Source organism: Tardiphaga sp. vice154 (genome assembly GCF_007018645.1).
Taxonomy (GTDB): domain Bacteria; phylum Pseudomonadota; class Alphaproteobacteria; order Rhizobiales; family Xanthobacteraceae; genus Tardiphaga.
The window spans coordinates 4,615,768-4,632,390 of the sequence record NZ_CP041399.1; the positions used below are offsets into that span (position 1 = coordinate 4,615,768).

20 protein-coding genes are annotated in these 16,623 nt (G+C 63.9%); 4 read left to right on the forward strand and 16 right to left on the reverse strand.

What is annotated here, in order from left to right; all coding sequences use genetic code 11:
- Window positions 1–17: 17 nt before the first annotated feature.
- Window positions 18–386 (forward strand): DUF883 family protein, encoded by a 369-nt coding sequence (locus tag FIU28_RS21700; protein WP_143575190.1) that lies wholly within the window; start codon window positions 18–20, stop codon window positions 384–386.
- A 103-nt stretch (window positions 387–489) separates the two neighbouring features.
- Complete coding sequence (locus FIU28_RS21705) at window positions 490–960, forward strand: hypothetical protein (protein ID WP_143575191.1); 471 nt, start codon at window positions 490–492, stop codon at window positions 958–960.
- Window positions 961–966: 6 nt separating this feature from the next.
- Here the strand turns inward: FIU28_RS21705 and FIU28_RS21710 are convergent, their stop codons facing one another.
- Complete coding sequence (locus tag FIU28_RS21710; protein WP_143575192.1) at window positions 967–1,392, reverse strand: hypothetical protein; 426 nt, start codon at window positions 1,390–1,392, stop codon at window positions 967–969.
- A gap of 241 nt (window positions 1,393–1,633) precedes the next feature.
- Window positions 1,634–2,440 carry a response regulator gene (locus FIU28_RS21715; RefSeq protein ID WP_143575193.1) on the reverse strand — a complete coding sequence of 269 codons (807 nt, stop codon included), beginning with the start codon at window positions 2,438–2,440 and terminating at the stop codon, window positions 1,634–1,636.
- Between the two features lie 218 nt (window positions 2,441–2,658).
- Between FIU28_RS21715 and FIU28_RS21720 the strand changes: the two genes are divergently transcribed.
- Window positions 2,659–2,850 (forward strand): NepR family anti-sigma factor, encoded by a 192-nt coding sequence (locus FIU28_RS21720; RefSeq protein ID WP_168203008.1) that lies wholly within the window; start codon window positions 2,659–2,661, stop codon window positions 2,848–2,850.
- Complete coding sequence (locus FIU28_RS21725; RefSeq protein WP_143575195.1) at window positions 2,850–3,398, forward strand: sigma-70 family RNA polymerase sigma factor; 549 nt, start codon at window positions 2,850–2,852, stop codon at window positions 3,396–3,398. The genes FIU28_RS21720 and FIU28_RS21725 overlap by 1 nt, the downstream gene beginning before the upstream one ends.
- Window positions 3,399–3,632: 234 nt before the next feature.
- Here FIU28_RS21725 and FIU28_RS21730 read toward each other — a convergent pair whose 3' ends face one another.
- From FIU28_RS21730 to urtB, 14 genes are all read right to left on the reverse strand, one after another.
- Entirely contained in the window at window positions 3,633–5,279 is a 1,647-nt protein-coding gene (locus FIU28_RS21730) for a CHASE domain-containing protein (RefSeq protein ID WP_143575196.1), read from the reverse strand.
- Between the two features lie 290 nt (window positions 5,280–5,569).
- Window positions 5,570–6,196, reverse strand: coding sequence for an urease accessory protein UreG (gene ureG / locus FIU28_RS21735; protein ID WP_143575197.1), 627 nt, complete (start codon window positions 6,194–6,196; stop codon window positions 5,570–5,572).
- A 129-nt stretch (window positions 6,197–6,325) separates the two neighbouring features.
- Complete coding sequence (locus FIU28_RS21740; protein WP_143575198.1) at window positions 6,326–7,057, reverse strand: urease accessory protein UreF; 732 nt, start codon at window positions 7,055–7,057, stop codon at window positions 6,326–6,328.
- Window positions 7,038–7,661 carry an urease accessory protein UreE gene (locus FIU28_RS21745; protein WP_143576333.1) on the reverse strand — a complete coding sequence of 208 codons (624 nt, stop codon included), beginning with the start codon at window positions 7,659–7,661 and terminating at the stop codon, window positions 7,038–7,040. The genes FIU28_RS21740 and FIU28_RS21745 overlap by 20 nt, the downstream gene beginning before the upstream one ends.
- Window positions 7,662–7,700: 39 nt before the next feature.
- Window positions 7,701–8,000, reverse strand: coding sequence for a putative quinol monooxygenase (locus tag FIU28_RS21750; RefSeq protein WP_143575199.1), 300 nt, complete (start codon window positions 7,998–8,000; stop codon window positions 7,701–7,703).
- A 258-nt stretch (window positions 8,001–8,258) separates the two neighbouring features.
- Window positions 8,259–9,971 (reverse strand): urease subunit alpha, encoded by a 1,713-nt coding sequence (gene ureC, locus FIU28_RS21755; RefSeq protein WP_143575200.1) that lies wholly within the window; start codon window positions 9,969–9,971, stop codon window positions 8,259–8,261.
- On the reverse strand, window positions 9,972–10,277 hold the full coding sequence (locus tag FIU28_RS21760; RefSeq protein WP_143575201.1) for an urease subunit beta: 306 nt from the start codon (window positions 10,275–10,277) through the stop codon (window positions 9,972–9,974).
- Window positions 10,278–10,287: 10 nt separating this feature from the next.
- Window positions 10,288–10,695: a DMP19 family protein gene (locus FIU28_RS21765; protein ID WP_168203009.1), complete on the reverse strand. Its 408-nt coding sequence runs from the start codon at window positions 10,693–10,695 to the stop codon at window positions 10,288–10,290.
- Between the two features lie 11 nt (window positions 10,696–10,706).
- Window positions 10,707–11,009 carry an urease subunit gamma gene (locus tag FIU28_RS21770; protein ID WP_068733936.1) on the reverse strand — a complete coding sequence of 101 codons (303 nt, stop codon included), beginning with the start codon at window positions 11,007–11,009 and terminating at the stop codon, window positions 10,707–10,709.
- A gap of 21 nt (window positions 11,010–11,030) precedes the next feature.
- Window positions 11,031–11,864 carry an urease accessory protein UreD gene (locus FIU28_RS21775; protein WP_143575203.1) on the reverse strand — a complete coding sequence of 278 codons (834 nt, stop codon included), beginning with the start codon at window positions 11,862–11,864 and terminating at the stop codon, window positions 11,031–11,033.
- A gap of 32 nt (window positions 11,865–11,896) precedes the next feature.
- Window positions 11,897–12,592: an urea ABC transporter ATP-binding subunit UrtE gene (gene urtE / locus FIU28_RS21780; RefSeq protein WP_143575204.1), complete on the reverse strand. Its 696-nt coding sequence runs from the start codon at window positions 12,590–12,592 to the stop codon at window positions 11,897–11,899.
- A 2-nt stretch (window positions 12,593–12,594) separates the two neighbouring features.
- Complete coding sequence (gene urtD / locus FIU28_RS21785; protein ID WP_143575205.1) at window positions 12,595–13,443, reverse strand: urea ABC transporter ATP-binding protein UrtD; 849 nt, start codon at window positions 13,441–13,443, stop codon at window positions 12,595–12,597.
- 5 nt (window positions 13,444–13,448) lie between these two features.
- Window positions 13,449–14,618 carry an urea ABC transporter permease subunit UrtC gene (gene urtC, locus FIU28_RS21790; protein WP_143575206.1) on the reverse strand — a complete coding sequence of 390 codons (1,170 nt, stop codon included), beginning with the start codon at window positions 14,616–14,618 and terminating at the stop codon, window positions 13,449–13,451.
- 178 nt (window positions 14,619–14,796) lie between these two features.
- Window positions 14,797–16,368 (reverse strand): urea ABC transporter permease subunit UrtB, encoded by a 1,572-nt coding sequence (gene urtB / locus FIU28_RS21800; RefSeq protein WP_441351249.1) that lies wholly within the window; start codon window positions 16,366–16,368, stop codon window positions 14,797–14,799.
- Between the last annotated feature and the right edge of the window lie 255 nt (window positions 16,369–16,623).

Consider the following 16,623-nt stretch of genomic DNA (forward strand, 5'->3'; position numbering starts at 1 on the left):
ACTCGAGGGGACGGACAATGCGTATCGACGGCGCAGAGAAATTGAAGACCCTGACAGACAGAGCCACCTATGCACGCCTCGAAAAGGATTTATCAGCCGTGAAAAATGACATCTCCGCCCTCACCGACCAGATCACCGACGTGCTCAACAGCTTTGCCGGCGATGCCAGCAAACAGGCCCGTCGCGGCCTCAAGCAGGCACGCTCCAATGCCGATTCGATGTGGTCGGACGCGCAGGAGCGCGGCAGTCAGGCCTATGACGCCGCCTATGATGCGGCCTATTCGATGGAAGAGACGGTGGAAGACGCTATCCACCAGCGACCGCTGGCGGCCGTTGGACTGGCGCTCGGCGTTGGCATCCTGATCGGCGCCGCCTGGCGCCGCTAAGGCGTGAGACACCGGCGCGCCATTTGCGTATATGACAGACTGCCCTGACGGCGCCGCAAGGCGTCGTCAGTTCGTTTGAGGTATCGGTTTCAAGGGGGATTCCATGTTGCAGCGGCTGATCGACGATTTGAAGAATTCCACCGGCGCATCGCTGCGAATGACGTCGCTGGCCGCCCTGGCGGGCCTGGCACTGTTCGTCACGCTATCGTTTGTGTGCGCCGCGATATTCATCGCCATTCTGCATCGCTATGGAGCGATCGAGGCCTGCTTGACGCTTGCCGGCCTGTTCCTGGTCATCGCTCTCGTGATCGCCGCCATCTACATGACGAAGAAGCGCCAAGCCAGGGCCCGCGCTCTGGCGGCAGCCCAGCGCGCCCGGGAAGCTGCCGCCTCCGCGCCGATGATCGATCCCATGCTGTTGGCAACCGCCCTGCCGATCGTGCGGGCCATCGGGCTGACCCGGCTGATCCCGCTATTGGCTGTGGCGGGGGTGGCTTACGGATATTACATGAGCCGAAAGGCAGAGCCGGCAGACGACGAGACCGAGGGCGAGAGCGAAGGCGACGAGGCGTAACACCAATCAGGTGACGCAACGTCCCGGCTCGAGGAGTCTGGCGACTTCCGTGAGCACGCTCACCGGCGGCTCGCAGGCCACCGCAGACCGCTTCGATGACGCCTTGAATGTCGTCGCATTGACGACGTCTGATGCCGCGACGGGTTTTTCAACCTTCGCCGGCGGAGAAGAGATCCGCACCAACAGCGAGGTGTCGCGGAGGCCATGGAGCTGAAATGCCACCGTCCGGCTGCCGTCCTGGATCGTGGCGATCTGTGCCCGGTCCGACTTTCCACCGCGATTGACGGCTTCCGCATTGATCTGGCTGGCTTCGATGGCTGTGACAGGTACCGCCGCCGTGGCGCGCATATCGCTGCCGGATGCCAGCTGGATCGCTCCCAGCAACAGGGCTACGGCCGTACCGCCTAAAATTCCGCGGGTGATGTGAGACATGTGCCGCCTCGCGCTGCTGGGACCATCAAGTGGTGGTCGGCAGATCAACGCGGCAGGTTCGGAACGGGTTCTACACCCGGGATCACTTAACCGTGTGTACGAATTCAACGGTGAGCGATCGGTCCCCAGTGCCCCGTACGGGTCGTTAATCCAACGCCAGCGAGCATTCAGCGAACGATGCCAAACGAAAAAGGGCGGCTGCCAAGCAACCGCCCTTCGACTAGCGCGCAGATCGGCGCCTTCAGGAAGCCGCAGCCTTCGGTGTCTTGTTGCGCGAATTGCGCTGGAAGAACAGCGCCTGGCTGGCGACGGCTGACACCATCGCAGGCTGGAACGGCTTGGAGATCAGGAACGCCGGCTCCGGCCGTTCGCCGGTCAGGAAGCGCTCCGGATAGGCGGTGATGAACACCACCGGTACCTCGAACAGCCGAAGCAATTCGTTGACCGCATCGAGACCCGAGCTGCCGTCGGCAAGCTGGATGTCGGCGAGGATCAGGCCGGGCTTCTTGTTCTTGGCCAGAGCGATCGCATCCGCATGGGTGCGCGCCACGCCGATGACATTGTGGCCGAGGTTCTTCACCAGGCTCTCGAGGTCCATCGCAATGAAGGTCTCATCTTCGATGATCAGCACGTCGGTCGCGATCTCGGCAGCCATTTCGCGGCCGGCGGTATCGGCCAGCACGCGGGTCTCGGCCACGTCGGTGTCGAGGATGAAAGCCACTTCCTCTTCCGAGAAACCTTCGAGCGACAGCAGCAGGAACGCCTGACGCGGCAACGCGGTAATGTTGGACAGCCGACGCTCGGACGCCGACGAAAACGGCGTCACCTCGGGATCGTCGTTCAAGGCGACGGAATTCCAGATCTGCGTGAACAGACGGAAAAGTCCGGCGCGCGGTCCATGCTGCTCGTCGAGCAGCGACTGGTCCTGCAGCAACGCTTCCAGCATGGCGCCGACATAGGCGTCGCCGGATGCCTGATTGCCGGTCAAGGCACGGGCATAGCGCCGCAACAGCGGTAAATGTTCAGCTACGAGCTGTGATCGGGACATCCCCACTCCATCTTTCTGAGTCAAACATCAAGGTGCGGGAATGACACCCCCGGCTCCCCTGATATGCGTGTTTACGCCCCAGCGTCATGAAAGTTCCACGGGCTCGGAACTTTCAGCGAGGCTTTGAATTAGCACCGTAACAGAAGCCGCCAAAGCTTCAAAATCAAGAAAAACTCTCGAAATCCAAGGGCTTACCTTTGGGGAATGTGGAACGGGTCATGAAAGATGTGAAGCCAAAGCAGGGTGGGCTCAACTCCGAGATCCAGTCCCGGATAGGGCACCAGCTGCGCGCGATGTATGACGACGTGGTGCGTCAAGGTGTCCCGGACCGGTTCGCGGAGTTGATCCGCAAATTGGACGAACCTGGCGCCAAGGCCGCCGTGGCGCCTAAAACCGATGGAGGCGAATAATGCCTCTCACCGATTCTCTCCGCGACGATATTCTGGCCTCGGTGCCGAGCCTGCGCGCCTTCGCGATCTCGCTCTCCGGCAATGGCGACCGTGCTGACGATCTGGTCCAGGAAACGCTGCTGCGCGCGCTGGCCAACATCGACTCGTTCCAGGTCGGCTCCAACCTGCCGGCATGGCTGTTCACGATCCTGCGCAACCTGTTCCGCTCGGATTACCGCAAACGGCGGCGCGAGGTCGAGGATGCCGATGGCAGCTACGCCAAGACGCTCAAGACCCAGCCGGCTCAGAATGCCCATCTGGAGTTCGAGGAGTTCAGGGCGGCGCTGGAAAAGCTGCCGCAGGACCAGCGCGAAGCGCTTATCCTGGTTGGCGCCTCGGGCTTCTCCTATGAAGACGCCGCCACCATCTGCGGCTGCGCCGTTGGCACCATCAAGAGCCGCGTCAACCGCGCACGCTCGAAGCTGAGCGCCCTGCTCTATGTCGACGGCACCGATGATTTCGGTCCGGACAACACGATCCGCGCCGTCATCGGTGGCAGCGGCGGCTAGACAAGAGCTTACGCAAATACGGAAAGCGGCCACTTCGGTGGCCGCTTTTTTTGTCGGGCGCTGATAAGAAGCACAGACCTATCCACGTCATTGCGAGGAGCGAAGCGACGCGGCAATCCAGAAGCCGCGAGCGCGACAAGAGCTGGATTGCTTCGTCGCAAGTGCTCCTCGCAATGACGGGGAAATAGCTGTGCTCACGGGTTCCCATAAAGGGATTCGCGTCAGGAAAAAGCGCTACTTGACCGGCTTGGCGAGCGCGTCGGTGCGATCGCGCTCGGTCATGTCGATCACGGTGTCCATCGGCGCGGTCAGCTCATAGACGTAGGACACGTCGGTAAAGTACCGCTTCGCCGTACCGCCCAGGGCTTCCGGCGCCACGCGGTCGAGCAGCACCACGCCGAAATCGCTGTCCGGCCGGCGCGTCGCCTCGGAGGTGTTGAATTCTTCCCAGCGGAAGTTGAACGTTGCCTCGTGGCCCTCGCCGCTGATTTCCCAATGCGCAATGATGTGCGGGTGCTTGCCGACCAGCGAGTGCCCCTCATCGGAATGCGAGGCCAGTTCGTAGAACAAAAGCGACAAGCTCTGCGCGGCGCGGGCGCTGACGGTGATGTCCGGGCCGGTGACGGCGATACGGTCCGCCCGCGGAATAGCGCGCGGCTCGAACAGGCCCTTGAGATTGACGCCCCGCCACTGGCTCTCCGACAGTAATGACACCACGTTGCTCATCGCGTGAATGCGGCCGATCAGCAGGTCACGCGCCACATCGAGGTCGGAGCCATGGCGCAGGGTGCGCGTCACGATCGACTGGATCACCGCCAGAATATTCTTTACCCGGTGGTTGAGTTCGTCGATCACGGCGGTGAGGCGTCGCTCGAAGCCGATGCGCCGCTGCACTTCCTGGCTGAGACGAAGGTTATTGTAGGCGACATAGCCAAACAGGCCGCAGATGATCGCCGTCAGCGCCAGCCCGATGGCTCCGACGATCAGCGCCAACCGTTGCGCGCGCGTCGTGATGTCCGTCTTGGGGTAGTAGCCCAGCGACCAGTCGCGGCTGCCAAAGCTGACGCTGCGCAGGATGCTCAGTGGCTTGTTGGCGACCAGCGGTCGCGCGGTGACCACCCCGCGCTCGTCCGCGACCAGCTCGCTGTCCTCCTTGCGCGGGTCCTTCAGCGCCACCGAAAACAGCGACAGATCGTCGTTTTCAAGCATCAGGGGGCCCAGTTCGTAGGAAAACGACACGAAGCCGGCCGGCGTCGTGTTGCCGTCCTGCAGCACGGGGGCGGCCAGCACCATGCCGATCCGCCCGCTCGGCCCCAGCAGCGACACCGGATCGGACGCCACCGGCCGGGCTTCGGCCATCGCGCGCGCCAGCATCGGCCCCAGGGTCGGGCTGTCGTTCAGGACGCGACCGGTCAGACCCTCGGTGACCGAATTGCGCGGCTCGACATCCATCAGCACATCGACGGGCCCGTCGAGCACCTGCGGGTCCATTGGCCTATCGTCAAAATTGCGGGTCGTGGGATTGCGGAATCCGGCCGCCGCCAGTTCAGCGCGGGCGGCTGGCAATTCGCCAGGTTGCAGCCGGGCGATCCAGCTGGCGAGCACGAAATCGGTCTTGAACGCATAGATCGAAGACCGCAGTGGCTGCAGCATATTGGCCTTCATGACCGAGGGCGCACGGAACAGCCCGGACGCCACGCGCGCCAGTAATTCCCGCTCGGTCAGCCGCTCCTGCACCAGGCTGGCGTGGATATCGACCGCACGCGCCAAGGCAATGCCGTCGATCGCCAGCTCCTGATTGTGCACACGATAGGCCGACAGGCCGGACAGGAACACGCCGACCAGTGCCATGAAGCCGATGATGAAACCCAGCCGGATCACGGGCATGGCCGAATATAGCAGGCGGAATGAGATGCACCGTTCGCGGGCAGAGCGGCGATCCCAAACAAATAGCTGATGAACTGCACGCCGGGCTGCCCGTGGTCATGAAGGAATCGTCGCCGCGCCTCATTGGCAACGGCCAATTCGCGGCTAGGGTTAGCCCAATCACGCCGAAATGTCTTTGTTCCAGATCGATCGGAATTTAATGTGGGTTCCCAGACAGGCTTGACGAAGTGACCGTCCCGAACATCTGCGGACGATGGCAAGCAATTACCTGCAGTCGGCACCATTCACGCGGCCCTGGCCTTCAGCCCGCCCTTCGCTTCGATAAAGGCAATGATGCGATCCAGGCCATCCTGGGTCTTCATGTTGGTCATCACGAACGGGCGCGCGCCGCGCATCCGTTTGGCGTCGGTATCCATTTTTTCCAGCGACGCTCCGACATGCGGCGCCAGATCGATTTTGTTGATCACCAGCAGGTCGGAACGGGTGATGCCCGGCCCGCCCTTTGACGGGATCTTGTCGCCGGCCGCGACGTCGATCACATAGATGGTGAGGTCGGCCAGCTCCGGCGAGAAGGTGGCGGCAAGGTTGTCGCCGCCGGATTCGATCAGCACCATGTCGAGATCCGGAAATTTGGCGCGCATGTCGGCGACGGCCGCCAGATTCATCGACGCGTCCTCGCGGATCGCGGTATGCGGGCAGCCGCCGGTCTCGACGCCGGCGATGCGGTCGGCGGTCAGCGACCCCGAGCGCACCAGGAATTCGGCATCCCACTTGGTGTAGATGTCGTTGGTGATGGCCGCGATGTCGTAACGCTCGCGCATGGTCTTGCACAACAGGTCCATCAGCGCGGTCTTGCCGGAGCCGACAGGACCGCCAATACCGACGCGCAATGGGCCGTGAAACGAGGACATGTCAGAGGCTCTTTCGGTTTGATGCGTTGATCGTAGCCCGGATGGAGCGTAGCGCAATCCGGGAAAAAGCATTTCAATGGATAGGACGGCCCCGGATTTCGCTACGCTTGATCCGGGCTACCGCGGACATCATGACCGAAACAGCCTCGTATACTGCGTCTCATGGCGCAGGCTGGCCAGATCGGCGCGAAAGGTGGCGCCGCCGAGGTCGTCGAGCGAAGCTGTCAGCGCGCGGGCGCCGGTCGCGACCACGACGGGCTCGAGCGCCGCCAGCACGCGCTGGCTGTCGGTCTGGCCGAGCGGCACCAGGCGGGCGCCGGCGGAAATCCAGTTCGAGGTCACCGCATGAAAGAAGGCGTGCATGGTGGCGGCCAGCGGAATCTGATGCGCGGCGCTGACGAGGCCAACCGCGACCGGATAGACGATGGCGCCATCGCAAGCGTCGATCAGGCGTTCCAGGCCCGGATGGCTCCATGCGCTGCGCGCGATCTCGATAAAGGCCCGGCCCTGCGACGTCGTCTCGAGCTGGCGCTCCTTCGAGGGCACGAAGGCCGCAGCGAGTTCAGCGATGTGGCGCAGCGCCACGTTATCGCCGCCCGAAACCGCGCGATGCACATGGGCCAGGAACACGCCGTCGCAGAAGCCGGAGCCGTCGGTCAGCATCGCCGACAACCAGTCCTGCAGGCTGGTCGCATCGGTAATGTCGCCGGCTTCCACCGCCCATTCGATACCACTGGAATAAGAGAAGGCGCCGACCGGAAACGCCGGTGACAGCCAGGTCATCAGCCGGTACAGCGCCGCGCCGTCGTCGGTCGACAGCACGGCGGGGATTTTTGCCGGGCTACTTGTGGTCATCAGCATGGGAATGGCCGTGATGCCCATGGTCATGGCCGCAATGTTCGTCGTGAACATGCTCGGCGGGCGCGTGTGCGGCGTGATCGTGGCCCGCGTGGTCGTGCTTGCCGTGATCGTGGCCATGGTGGCCGTGATCGTGGTGCGCGTGACCATGGCCGGAATGGTCATGAATTTCCGCGACCGCCGCATAGGCACCGCCTTCGGGATCGAATGGCGCTTCGATTTCGATGATGCGGGCGCCGAGGCCCTTCACCATGTCCTCGATGACATGGTCGCGGCGGATGCGCAGGCCACGGGCGGTGATCTGCGTCGGCAAATGGCGATTGCCGAGGTGCCAGGCAATGCGAACCAGATGTGCGGGCTCGGTGCCGCGAATCTCGATCAGCGGCTCGGGGGCAGCGACCACCTCGACCAGCCGGCCGTCTTCCAGCACCAGCGCATCGCCACCTCGCAGCGCGATGGCGGTTTCGAGGTCGAGCAGGAACTCGAGCCCGCGGGTGCCGGTCATCGCCATGCGGCGGCGATGCCGATCGTCGAAATCGAGCACGACGGTGTCGGCTGCGGCTTCCTTGAACGGGTGCTGGCCCTTGACGTCGGTGGCGCGGATCATGGTCATACTCTCATTCTTGTAAATCCGCGCCGGCGCGTCCTATCGCACGACGACATCGGCGGGGGTGATGATCTCGATCTTCGGCGGCGCGGCAAAGCATTTTACGGCGACGCGCCCGAATGCCTTCATGTGCTCCATCTGACGATGCGGCACCAGCGCCTCGGCGTTTTCCCATTGTTCGACAAACACCATCTTGGTCGGGTCGGTGATGCTCTCATGCATGTCATAGGCGATATTGCCGGCTTCCTTGCGGGTCTCGGCGATGCAGGCGGTAGCGGCGGCAATCAGTTCGGCCCGTGTTTCGGGTTTCACGGTCAGGGTGGCGACGACGTAGATCAAGGCGAATGCTCCCGGTTCTGTTGTGGCACTGAGACGGCCGGGGCGGACCTTAGGGGGTTATGGCGCGGGATTGAAGGGGGCTTGTTGCGCGCAGGACGTGCCACCGCTTTCTTCCTTCTCCCCTTGTGGGAGAAGGTGGCGCGGGCGAAGCCCGCGACGGATGAGGGGTAACTACAAAGCGCCACACACCCCTCACCCGTCCGCGCTGGCGCGCGGCCACCCTCTCCCACAAGGGGGAAGGGAAGCCACAAGCGGCATTCAATACATGAAATAGCGCTGCGCCATCGGCAGCACTTCGGCCGGCGCGCAGGTCAGCAACTCGCCATCGGCGCGGACCTCGTAGGTCTCCGGATCGACCTCGATGTCCGGCGTCGCGTCATTGTGAATCATGCTCTTCTTCGAAATGCCGCTGCGGGTGTTTTCCACGGCATACAGCGCCTTCTGCGTGCCGAGCCTGGCCTGCAGCCCGTTCGAGATCGCCGCCCCCGAGGTGAACACGAAACTCGACTGCGTCAGCGCGCGGCCGAAGGCGCCGAACATCGGCTGGTAGTGCACCGGCTGCGGCGTCGGAATGGAAGCGTTGGGATCGCCCATCGGCGCCGCCACGATCATGCCGCCCTTGATCACCAGATCCGGCTTGACGCCGAAGAACGCCGGCGACCACAGCACGAGATCGGCGAGCTTGCCCTTCTCCACCGAGCCGATCAGTTTCGACACGCCATGCGCTATCGCAGGGTTGATCGTGTACTTGGCGATATAGCGCTTGACGCGGAAATTGTCGTTGTTGCCGTTGTCCTGCGGCAAGGACCCGCGCTGCTTCTTCATCTTGTCGGCGGTCTGCCAGGTCCGGATGATGACCTCGCCGAGCCGGCCCATCGCCTGGCTGTCCGACGACATCATCGAGAGCGCGCCGAGATCGTGCAGGATGTCTTCGGCGGCGATGGTTTCCTTGCGGATGCGACTTTCGGCAAACGCCAGATCTTCCGCGATCGACGGATCGAGATGGTGGCAGACCATCAGCATGTCGAGATGCTCGTCGATCGTGTTGCGCGTAAACGGCCGCGTCGGATTGGTCGAGGACGGCAACACGTTCGGCAGGCCGGCGACCTTGATGATATCCGGCGCGTGCCCGCCGCCGGCGCCTTCGGTGTGGAAGGCGTGAATGGTACGGCCCTTGAAGGCCTTGATGGTGTCCTCGACGAAGCCGGATTCGTTCAGCGTGTCGGAATGGATCATCACCTGCACGTCATGGTCGTCGGCGACGGTCAGGCAGTTGTCGATCGCGGCCGGCGTGGTGCCCCAGTCCTCGTGCAGCTTCAGCGCGCAGGCCCCCGCATGGATCATCTCGATCAGCGCGGCGGGCTTCGAGGCGTTACCCTTGCCGGAGATGCCGAGATTGACCGGGAAGGCATCGAACGACTGGATCATCCGCCCGATGTGCCACGGGCCGGGCGTGCAGGTGGTGGCGAAGGTGCCGTGCGACGGGCCGGTGCCGCCGCCGAGCATCGAGGTGACGCCGGACATCAGCGCGTGCTCGATCTGCTGCGGACAGATGAAATGGATGTGGCTGTCGAAGCCGCCGGCGGTAAGGATCTTGCCTTCGCCGGCGATGACGTCGGTGCCCGGTCCGACATTGATGGTGACGCCGGGCTGGATGTCGGGATTGCCGGCCTTGCCGATCGCGCAGATATAGCCTTCGCGGATGGCGACGTCGGCCTTCACGATGCCCCAGTGGTCGACGATCAGCACGTTGGTGATCACGGTATCGACCGCCCCCTCGGCATTGGTGGCCTGCGACTGCCCCATGCCGTCGCGGATCACCTTGCCGCCGCCGAACTTCACCTCCTCGCCGTAGATGGTGAAGTCCTTCTCGACCTCGATGATGAGATCGGTATCGGCCAGCCGGACGCGATCGCCGGTGGTGGGGCCGAACATGTCGGCATAGACGGAACGCTTGATCCTGACCGACATCTACAGCTTCCCCATCACGTCGCCGCGGAAGCCGTAGACCTCACGCTTGCCGGCCAGCTCGACCAGTTGCACGTCGCGGCTCTGGCCGGGCTCGAAGCGGACGGCGGTGCCGGCGGCGATGTCGAGCCGCATGCCGCGGGCAAGGGCACGGTCGAATTTCAGGCCGGGATTGGTCTCGAAGAAATGATAGTGCGAGCCGACCTGGATCGGCCGGTCGCCGGAATTCGCCACCGTCAGCGTCACGGTCGCGCGGCCGGCGTTGAGTTCGATCTCGCCGTCCTGAATGAAGAGTTCACCGGGGATCATGGTCGGTCCTTTACAGATCTTCGTCTTCGCTGAGCTTCAGTTCGAACGCCTCGGCGGCCTGCTGGATGACATCCTCGAGATCGCCAAGCGAGCCGTTCAGATCCCATAGCTTGTTGCCGAGCGGACTTGCCGGATCCAGCATGGCCTTGAGCGCGATATCGCGCCAGTCGTCCTGATCGTCAGGAAACAAAGCGATCGCGGCCTCGACGACCGGCGCGGCCTCGGGCGCGCCGACGATTCTAAGCGCCTCGGGGATCAGCACGATATCCGCGCGATTCCAGTTCGCGAACAATTGCGAGAAACCGCCATTATACCACTCACCGTGAAAATGCTCGACCAGCGCCAGCGCGCTCTCGGGATCGCTGAGGTCGAACTCGGCAAGGTCCTTCCAGCTCGGCTTCGACGGGGCGTCGGCCATGGCAGGCTCCTTCATCGGATCGGTTCGTGGACGGTGACCAGCTTGGTGCCGTCCGGGAAGGTGGCCTCGACCTGGATGTCGTGGATCATTTCGGCGATGCCGTCCATGCATTGCGCGCGGGTGATGACCTCGGCGCCGGACTTCATCAGCTCGGCGACGGTGCGGCCGTCGCGGGCGCCTTCGACGATGAAGTCGGAAATGATCGCGATGGCCTCGGGATGGTTCAGCTTGACGCCGCGCTCGAGCCTTCGGCGCGCGACTATCGCGGCCATCGAGATCAGCAGCTTGTCTTTTTCGCGGGGGGACAGATTCATCGGCCTACTCGACTTGCATGTTTAGTTCAGCCACAGCCGCGGCAGCGCCGCGCCGGAGCGCGCCAGGACCTTCATCATGTCGGTGCGTAGCTTGGCCGCATCTTGCGCACAGAAACGGGCCATTGCAAATCCGTTCCACGAGGAGATTCCCACCTCTCCGCCGAACCCATCTGACGCCTCGCGGATGCGCTCCACCAGCGCCTCGTCGCCGGGCACGATCAGCGCGGTGCCGATGGCGAGGCCGCCATTGGCGATCGCCGGCCTTGCCAGTTTCTCGCCGAGGTCGCCGTCGAGCCGAACGGTTTCGGCGAACACGAGACGGCCGCCGCGGCGCAGCCGCCAGCGATCGACGAAGCCGCCGGACAGCATCTTTTCGCCCATCGCGGCGCGGCCGAAGATCACGATCTCGCAGACGACCAGCGAGGCCGTGGCATCGAGGTCGATGTCGATCGAACGCTCAGTCCGGGAGCGATCGAACAGGATGGTCTCCTGCGGCAGCCAGGCGAGGTGTGCATCGGCGCCGGCCGTCAGCCTGATGTTGATCTCGGCTGCGGGGCCGTGCGAGCGATAGACTTTTTCGGCCGCGGCGGTGCTGACGGTCAGGCGGGTGCCCTCCCCCGCCGCTATATCGATATCGAAGCGATCGCCGCCCGCAGCACCGCCCGCCGTGTTGACGAACATCGCCGACAGGCCGTGATCCTCCGGCGACGGGAAGCGAACGCGCAGCGAGCCTGATTCATGCAACTGGCGGCGGCGGGTCTTGCCGTCGATCAGTTGCACGTCGAAGGTCACCGCGCCGCGGGCGCGGTTGGCGGCAAAGATCGCGGATGATGCGTCGGGGGAATCGATGGCCATGCTGTCTCCGCCCGCATCATACAGCGGATGGATCACAGCGCCATCTGCCGGCTGATCTCGGCGGGATCCAGCGTCGAGCGATCGCAGGCGAATTTCACCACGCCGCGGTCCATCACCGCAAAATTGTCGCCGAGCTCGCAGGCAAAGTCGAGATATTGCTCGACCAGCACGATCGACATCGTGCCGAGACTGCGCAGGTAGGTGATCGCGCGGCCGATGTCCTTGATGATCGAGGGCTGGATGCCTTCGGTCGGCTCGTCCAGCAGCAGCAGCGTCGGCCGCATCACCAGCGCGCGGCCGATCGCGAGTTGCTGTTGCTGGCCGCCCGACAGGTCGCCGCCGCGCCGGCCAAGCATCGATTTCAGCACCGGAAACAGCGAGAACACGTCGTCGGGAATATGGCGATCAGCCCGCTTCAGCGGCGCGTAACCCGTCTTGAGGTTTTCCTCGACCGTGAGCAGCGGAAAGATCTCGCGGCCCTGCGGCACGAAGGAGATACCGCGCCGCGCCCGCTCATAGGGCTTCAGCGCCGAGATGTCCTGGCCGTCGAAGGTGATCGAGCCCGACGAGATCGCCTGCTGGCCGACCAGCGCACGCAGCAGTGAGGTCTTGCCGACGCCGTTGCGGCCCAAAACGCAGGTCACCTTGCCGGGCTCCGCCGCCACCGTGACGCCGCGCAGCGCCTGCGCCGCGCCGTAATACAGGCTGATATTATCGACCTTCAGCATTGTCATCTTCCCAGATACACTTCGACGACGCGGTCGTTGGTCGAGACCTGATCGATCGTGCCCTCCGCCAGCACCGTCCCTTCGTGCAGGCACGTCACCTTGACGCCGAGTTCGCGCACGAAGGTCATGTCGTGCTCGACCACCACCACGGTCTTGTTGTCGCGGTTGATTGCCTTCAGCAGTTCGGCGGTCTGGTGGGTTTCCACGTCGGTCATCCCCGCGACGGGCTCATCGACCAGCAGCAGTTTCGGATCCTGCGCCAGCAGCATGCCGATCTCCAGCCATTGCTTCTGGCCGTGCGAGAGATTGCCGGCAAGGCGGTGGCGGGAATCGGTCAGGCGGATGGTTTCCAGCACGCGGCCGATACGCTCCATCTGCGCCCGTGTGTTGCGCCAGAACAGCGTGCCGCGCACGCTGTGGTCGACGTTCAGCGCCAGCATCAGATTGTCCTCGATGCTCTGGCTCTCGAACACCGTCGGCTTCTGGAATTTGCGACCGATGCCGAGCTTGGCGATCTCGGTCTCGTCGAGCAGCGTGAGATCGTGGATTCCGTCGAAATAGACGTCGCCCTCGTCCGGTCGGGTCTTGCCGGTGATGATATCCATCATGGTGGTCTTGCCGGCGCCGTTCGGGCCGATGATGGCGCGCATCTCGCCGGGGCCAAGCACCAGCGAGAGATTGTTGATGGCGTGAAAACCGTCGAACGAGACGTGGACGCCGTCGAGATACAGCAATGCGGAGGTGATGCGCTTCTGCCGCGCCTCGGCCTCGCGGGCGGCGACCTGCGGATCGACCGCCACGGGCGCGTGGTAGGTCGGCTTTACAAGCTCAGGCGTGTCGGTAATGGTCATGCGCCCTACTCCGCTGGTCGGGGTTTGCTGACGCCGTCTTCAGCGGCGGCGCTGTCTTCATTGGCGGTGTCGCGCTTCGCCTTCCACGGCTCCCACCAGGCGTTGAAGGTACCGATGATGCCCTTCGGCAGCAGCAGCGTCACCAGGATGAACAGCGCGCCCAGCATGAACAGCCAGTACGGCGCCAGCGCGCCTGAGGTGAACACGGTCTTGGCGTAGTTGACGACGACGGCGCCGAGCGCCGCGCCGATCAGCGTGCCGCGGCCACCGACGGCGACCCAGATCACCGCCTCGATCGAATTGGCCGGGGCGAACTCGCCGGGATTGATGATGCCGACCTGCGGCACGTAGAGCGCCCCCGCAACGCCGGCCATGCAGGCCGACAGCGTGAACACGAACAGCTTGTAGGATTCGACGCGGTAGCCGAGAAAACGCGCGCGCGATTCCGCATCGCGGATCGCGATAAGCACCTTGCCGAGCTTCGACGTCACCACCGCGCGGCACATCAGGAAGCCGAGCATCAAAGCAAGGCAGCTCAACGCGAACAGAGCCGCTCGAGTGCCATCGGCCTGCACGTTGAAGCCGAGAATGTCCTTGAAGTCGGTCAAGCCATTGTTGCCGCCGAAACCGAAATCGTTGCGGAAGAAGGCCAGCAGCAGCGCGTAGGTCATCGCTTGGGTGATGATCGAGAGGTACACGCCCGAGACGCGGGAGCGGAACGTCAGCCAGCCGAAGCCGAAGACGAGCAGGCCCGGCACCAGCAGCACCATCAGGGCCGCGAACCAGAACATGTCGAAGCCGTACCAATACCACGGCAGCTCCTTGTAGTTCAGGAACACCATGAAGTCCGGCAAGACGGGATTGCCATAGACGCCGCGCGGGCCGATCTGGCGCATCAGATACATGCCCATCGCATAGCCGCCGAGCGCGAAGAACGCGCCGTGGCCGAGCGAGAGAATGCCGCAATAGCCCCAGATCAGGTCGATCGACAGCGCGAGGATCGCGTAGCAGACATATTTGCCGAACAGCGCCAGCAGATAGGTCGGCACCTGGAACATGGAATCGGCCGGCAGCAGCAGGTTGGACAGGGGCAGCAGTACGCCGACGGACGCCACGATCAGCAGGAAGATCGTGGCGCTACGGTCCAGCGAGCGGGTGAGGATGTGCGGGGTCATACGCGCGGACTCCACAACAGTGCACGGCCGGCTCCCCTCCCCCTTGCGGGGAGGGGTCGGGGGTGGGGGTTGCCACAGGCGACGTCGCTTGGGGTTACCCCCCTCCCCGACCCTCCCCCGCAAGGGGGGAGGGAGAAGAGCAGCGCGTCACGGCAGGCGTTCATATCTACATTCATCATCATGCTTCGATCGCCCGGCCCTTGAGTGCGAACAACCCGCGCGGGCGCTTCTGGATGAACAGGATGATCAGCACCAGAATGGCGATCTTGCCGAGTACCGCGCCGGCGACCGGCTCGAGAAACTTGTTGGCGATCCCTAACGAAAACGCGCCGACCAGCGTGCCCCACAGATTGCCGACGCCACCGAACACCACGACCATGAATGAGTCGATGATGTAGCTCTGGCCGAGATTGGGCGAGACGTTGTCGATCTGCGACAGCGCCACGCCGGCGATCCCGGCGATGCCGGAACCGAGCCCGAAGGTCAGCGCATCGACGCGCGAGGTCGCGATGCCCATCGAGGCCGCCATCCGGCGGTTCTGGGTCACCGCGCGCATTTCCAGCCCGATGCTGGAATAGCGCAGCATCGCCAGCAGGATCGCAAACACCGCCAGCGTGAAACACAGGATCCACAGCCGGTTGTAAGTGATGGTGATCTGGCCGAGTTCGAAGGCGCCGGACATCCAGGACGGATTGCCGACCTCGCGGTTGGTCGGGCCGAACATGGTGCGCACCGCCTGCTGCAGCACCAGAGACAGGCCCCAGGTCGCCAGCAGCGTTTCCAGCGGGCGGCCGTAGAGGAAGCGGATGATGGTGCGCTCGATGACGATGCCGATGATGCCGGCGATCAGGAACGCCAGCGGCACCGCCATCAGCAGCGAATAGTCGAACAGCCCGGGATAGGATGTGCGGATGATCTCCTGCACGCCGAAGGTGACATAGGCACCGATCATCACCATCTCGCCATGCGCCATGTTGATGACGCCCATCACGCCGAAGGTGATGGCGAGGCCGATGGCGGCGAGCAGCAGCACCGAGCCGAGCGACAGGCCATACCAGGCGTTCTGGGCGATCGACCACAGCGTCTGCCGGCTCTCGATCGCCTTGGTGGCGCTGGCGGCGCTGCGGGTCACGAGGATCGATTGCTCGGCGCCGGCGAGCCCGGTCAGCAGCGCCAGGGCTTCCTGGTCGCCACGCGCCTTGATGACGGCGATCGATTCGAGTTTCTCGACGTCGGTGGCGTCTTCCTTGAACAGCAGGATGGCGGCGCGGGCCTCGATGAATGCCTGCTTCGCTTTTTTGTCGGTTTCCTTCTCCAGCGCCTGATCGACAATCGGCAGCATCGCGGCGTCATGGGTCTTGAACACCGATTGCGCGGCTTCGACCCGCTTGGCGGGATCCGGCGACATCAGCGTCAGCCCGCCCAGCGCCGCATCGATGGTCCGACGCAGGCGGTTGTTGAGGCGCACCGCGGCGGCACTGTCGGGCACGCTGGCGACCGGCGCGCCGGTTGCAACGTCGGTGCTCTTGCCGTCGGCGTCGGTGAGATAGACTTTCTTGCTGTCGGGGTCGGCCATCAGCCGGCCGTCCTGCAGCGCGGTGATGATGGCGAAGGCCTGCGGGTTGCCGGAGGTGGCGATCACGCCGATGGCGTCGTCGGTGTCGGAATAATCATCATTGGCGAATTTGGCGACGGCGTCCTCGATTGGACCGGCCAGCGCGGGAATGGCAGACGCGGCTATCAGAAGCACGGCACAGATCAGAACGCGAAAACGCGCGGCTAGTTTATTATGCACTTTATGACCCCGGACGGGAGAAAAAAGAAGGCGGCGACACTGCCGCCTTCTCCAGTTTGCTCGGGAGTAACTCATCAAACGACGGATCGCGCCCCCGTCTTTGCGAGGAGCGAAGCGACGCGGCAATCCAGAGAGCCGCAAGGAAGAAGGACTGGATTGCTTCGTCGCATCTGCCGTGGCTCTGCGAGCCACGGCAGATGCTCCTCGCAA

What these genes read in the sequence shown, in the direction of transcription:
- FIU28_RS21715 (WP_143575193.1), bottom strand. Translation starts at nt 2,440, where the DNA reads ATGTCCCGATCACAGCTCGTAGCTGAACATTTACCGCTGTTGCGGCGC.
- FIU28_RS21705 (WP_143575191.1), top strand. Translation starts at nt 490, where the DNA reads ATGTTGCAGCGGCTGATCGACGATTTGAAGAATTCCACCGGCGCATCG.
- FIU28_RS21700 (WP_143575190.1), top strand. Translation starts at nt 18, where the DNA reads ATGCGTATCGACGGCGCAGAGAAATTGAAGACCCTGACAGACAGAGCC.
- urtD (WP_143575205.1), bottom strand. Translation starts at nt 13,443, where the DNA reads ATGACCATTACCGACACGCCTGAGCTTGTAAAGCCGACCTACCACGCG.
- FIU28_RS21775 (WP_143575203.1), bottom strand. Translation starts at nt 11,864, where the DNA reads ATGGCCATCGATTCCCCCGACGCATCATCCGCGATCTTTGCCGCCAAC.
- urtC (WP_143575206.1), bottom strand. Translation starts at nt 14,618, where the DNA reads ATGACCCCGCACATCCTCACCCGCTCGCTGGACCGTAGCGCCACGATC.
- ureG (WP_143575197.1), bottom strand. Translation starts at nt 6,196, where the DNA reads ATGTCCTCGTTTCACGGCCCATTGCGCGTCGGTATTGGCGGTCCTGTC.
- ureC (WP_143575200.1), bottom strand. Translation starts at nt 9,971, where the DNA reads ATGTCGGTCAGGATCAAGCGTTCCGTCTATGCCGACATGTTCGGCCCC.
- FIU28_RS21710 (WP_143575192.1), bottom strand. Translation starts at nt 1,392, where the DNA reads ATGTCTCACATCACCCGCGGAATTTTAGGCGGTACGGCCGTAGCCCTG.
- FIU28_RS21760 (WP_143575201.1), bottom strand. Translation starts at nt 10,277, where the DNA reads ATGATCCCCGGTGAACTCTTCATTCAGGACGGCGAGATCGAACTCAAC.
- FIU28_RS21740 (WP_143575198.1), bottom strand. Translation starts at nt 7,057, where the DNA reads ATGCTGATGACCACAAGTAGCCCGGCAAAAATCCCCGCCGTGCTGTCG.
- FIU28_RS21725 (WP_143575195.1), top strand. Translation starts at nt 2,850, where the DNA reads ATGCCTCTCACCGATTCTCTCCGCGACGATATTCTGGCCTCGGTGCCG.
- FIU28_RS21720 (WP_168203008.1), top strand. Translation starts at nt 2,659, where the DNA reads ATGAAAGATGTGAAGCCAAAGCAGGGTGGGCTCAACTCCGAGATCCAG.
- FIU28_RS21745 (WP_143576333.1), bottom strand. Translation starts at nt 7,661, where the DNA reads ATGATCCGCGCCACCGACGTCAAGGGCCAGCACCCGTTCAAGGAAGCC.
- urtE (WP_143575204.1), bottom strand. Translation starts at nt 12,592, where the DNA reads ATGCTGAAGGTCGATAATATCAGCCTGTATTACGGCGCGGCGCAGGCG.
- FIU28_RS21765 (WP_168203009.1), bottom strand. Translation starts at nt 10,695, where the DNA reads ATGGCCGACGCCCCGTCGAAGCCGAGCTGGAAGGACCTTGCCGAGTTC.
- FIU28_RS21770 (WP_068733936.1), bottom strand. Translation starts at nt 11,009, where the DNA reads ATGAATCTGTCCCCCCGCGAAAAAGACAAGCTGCTGATCTCGATGGCC.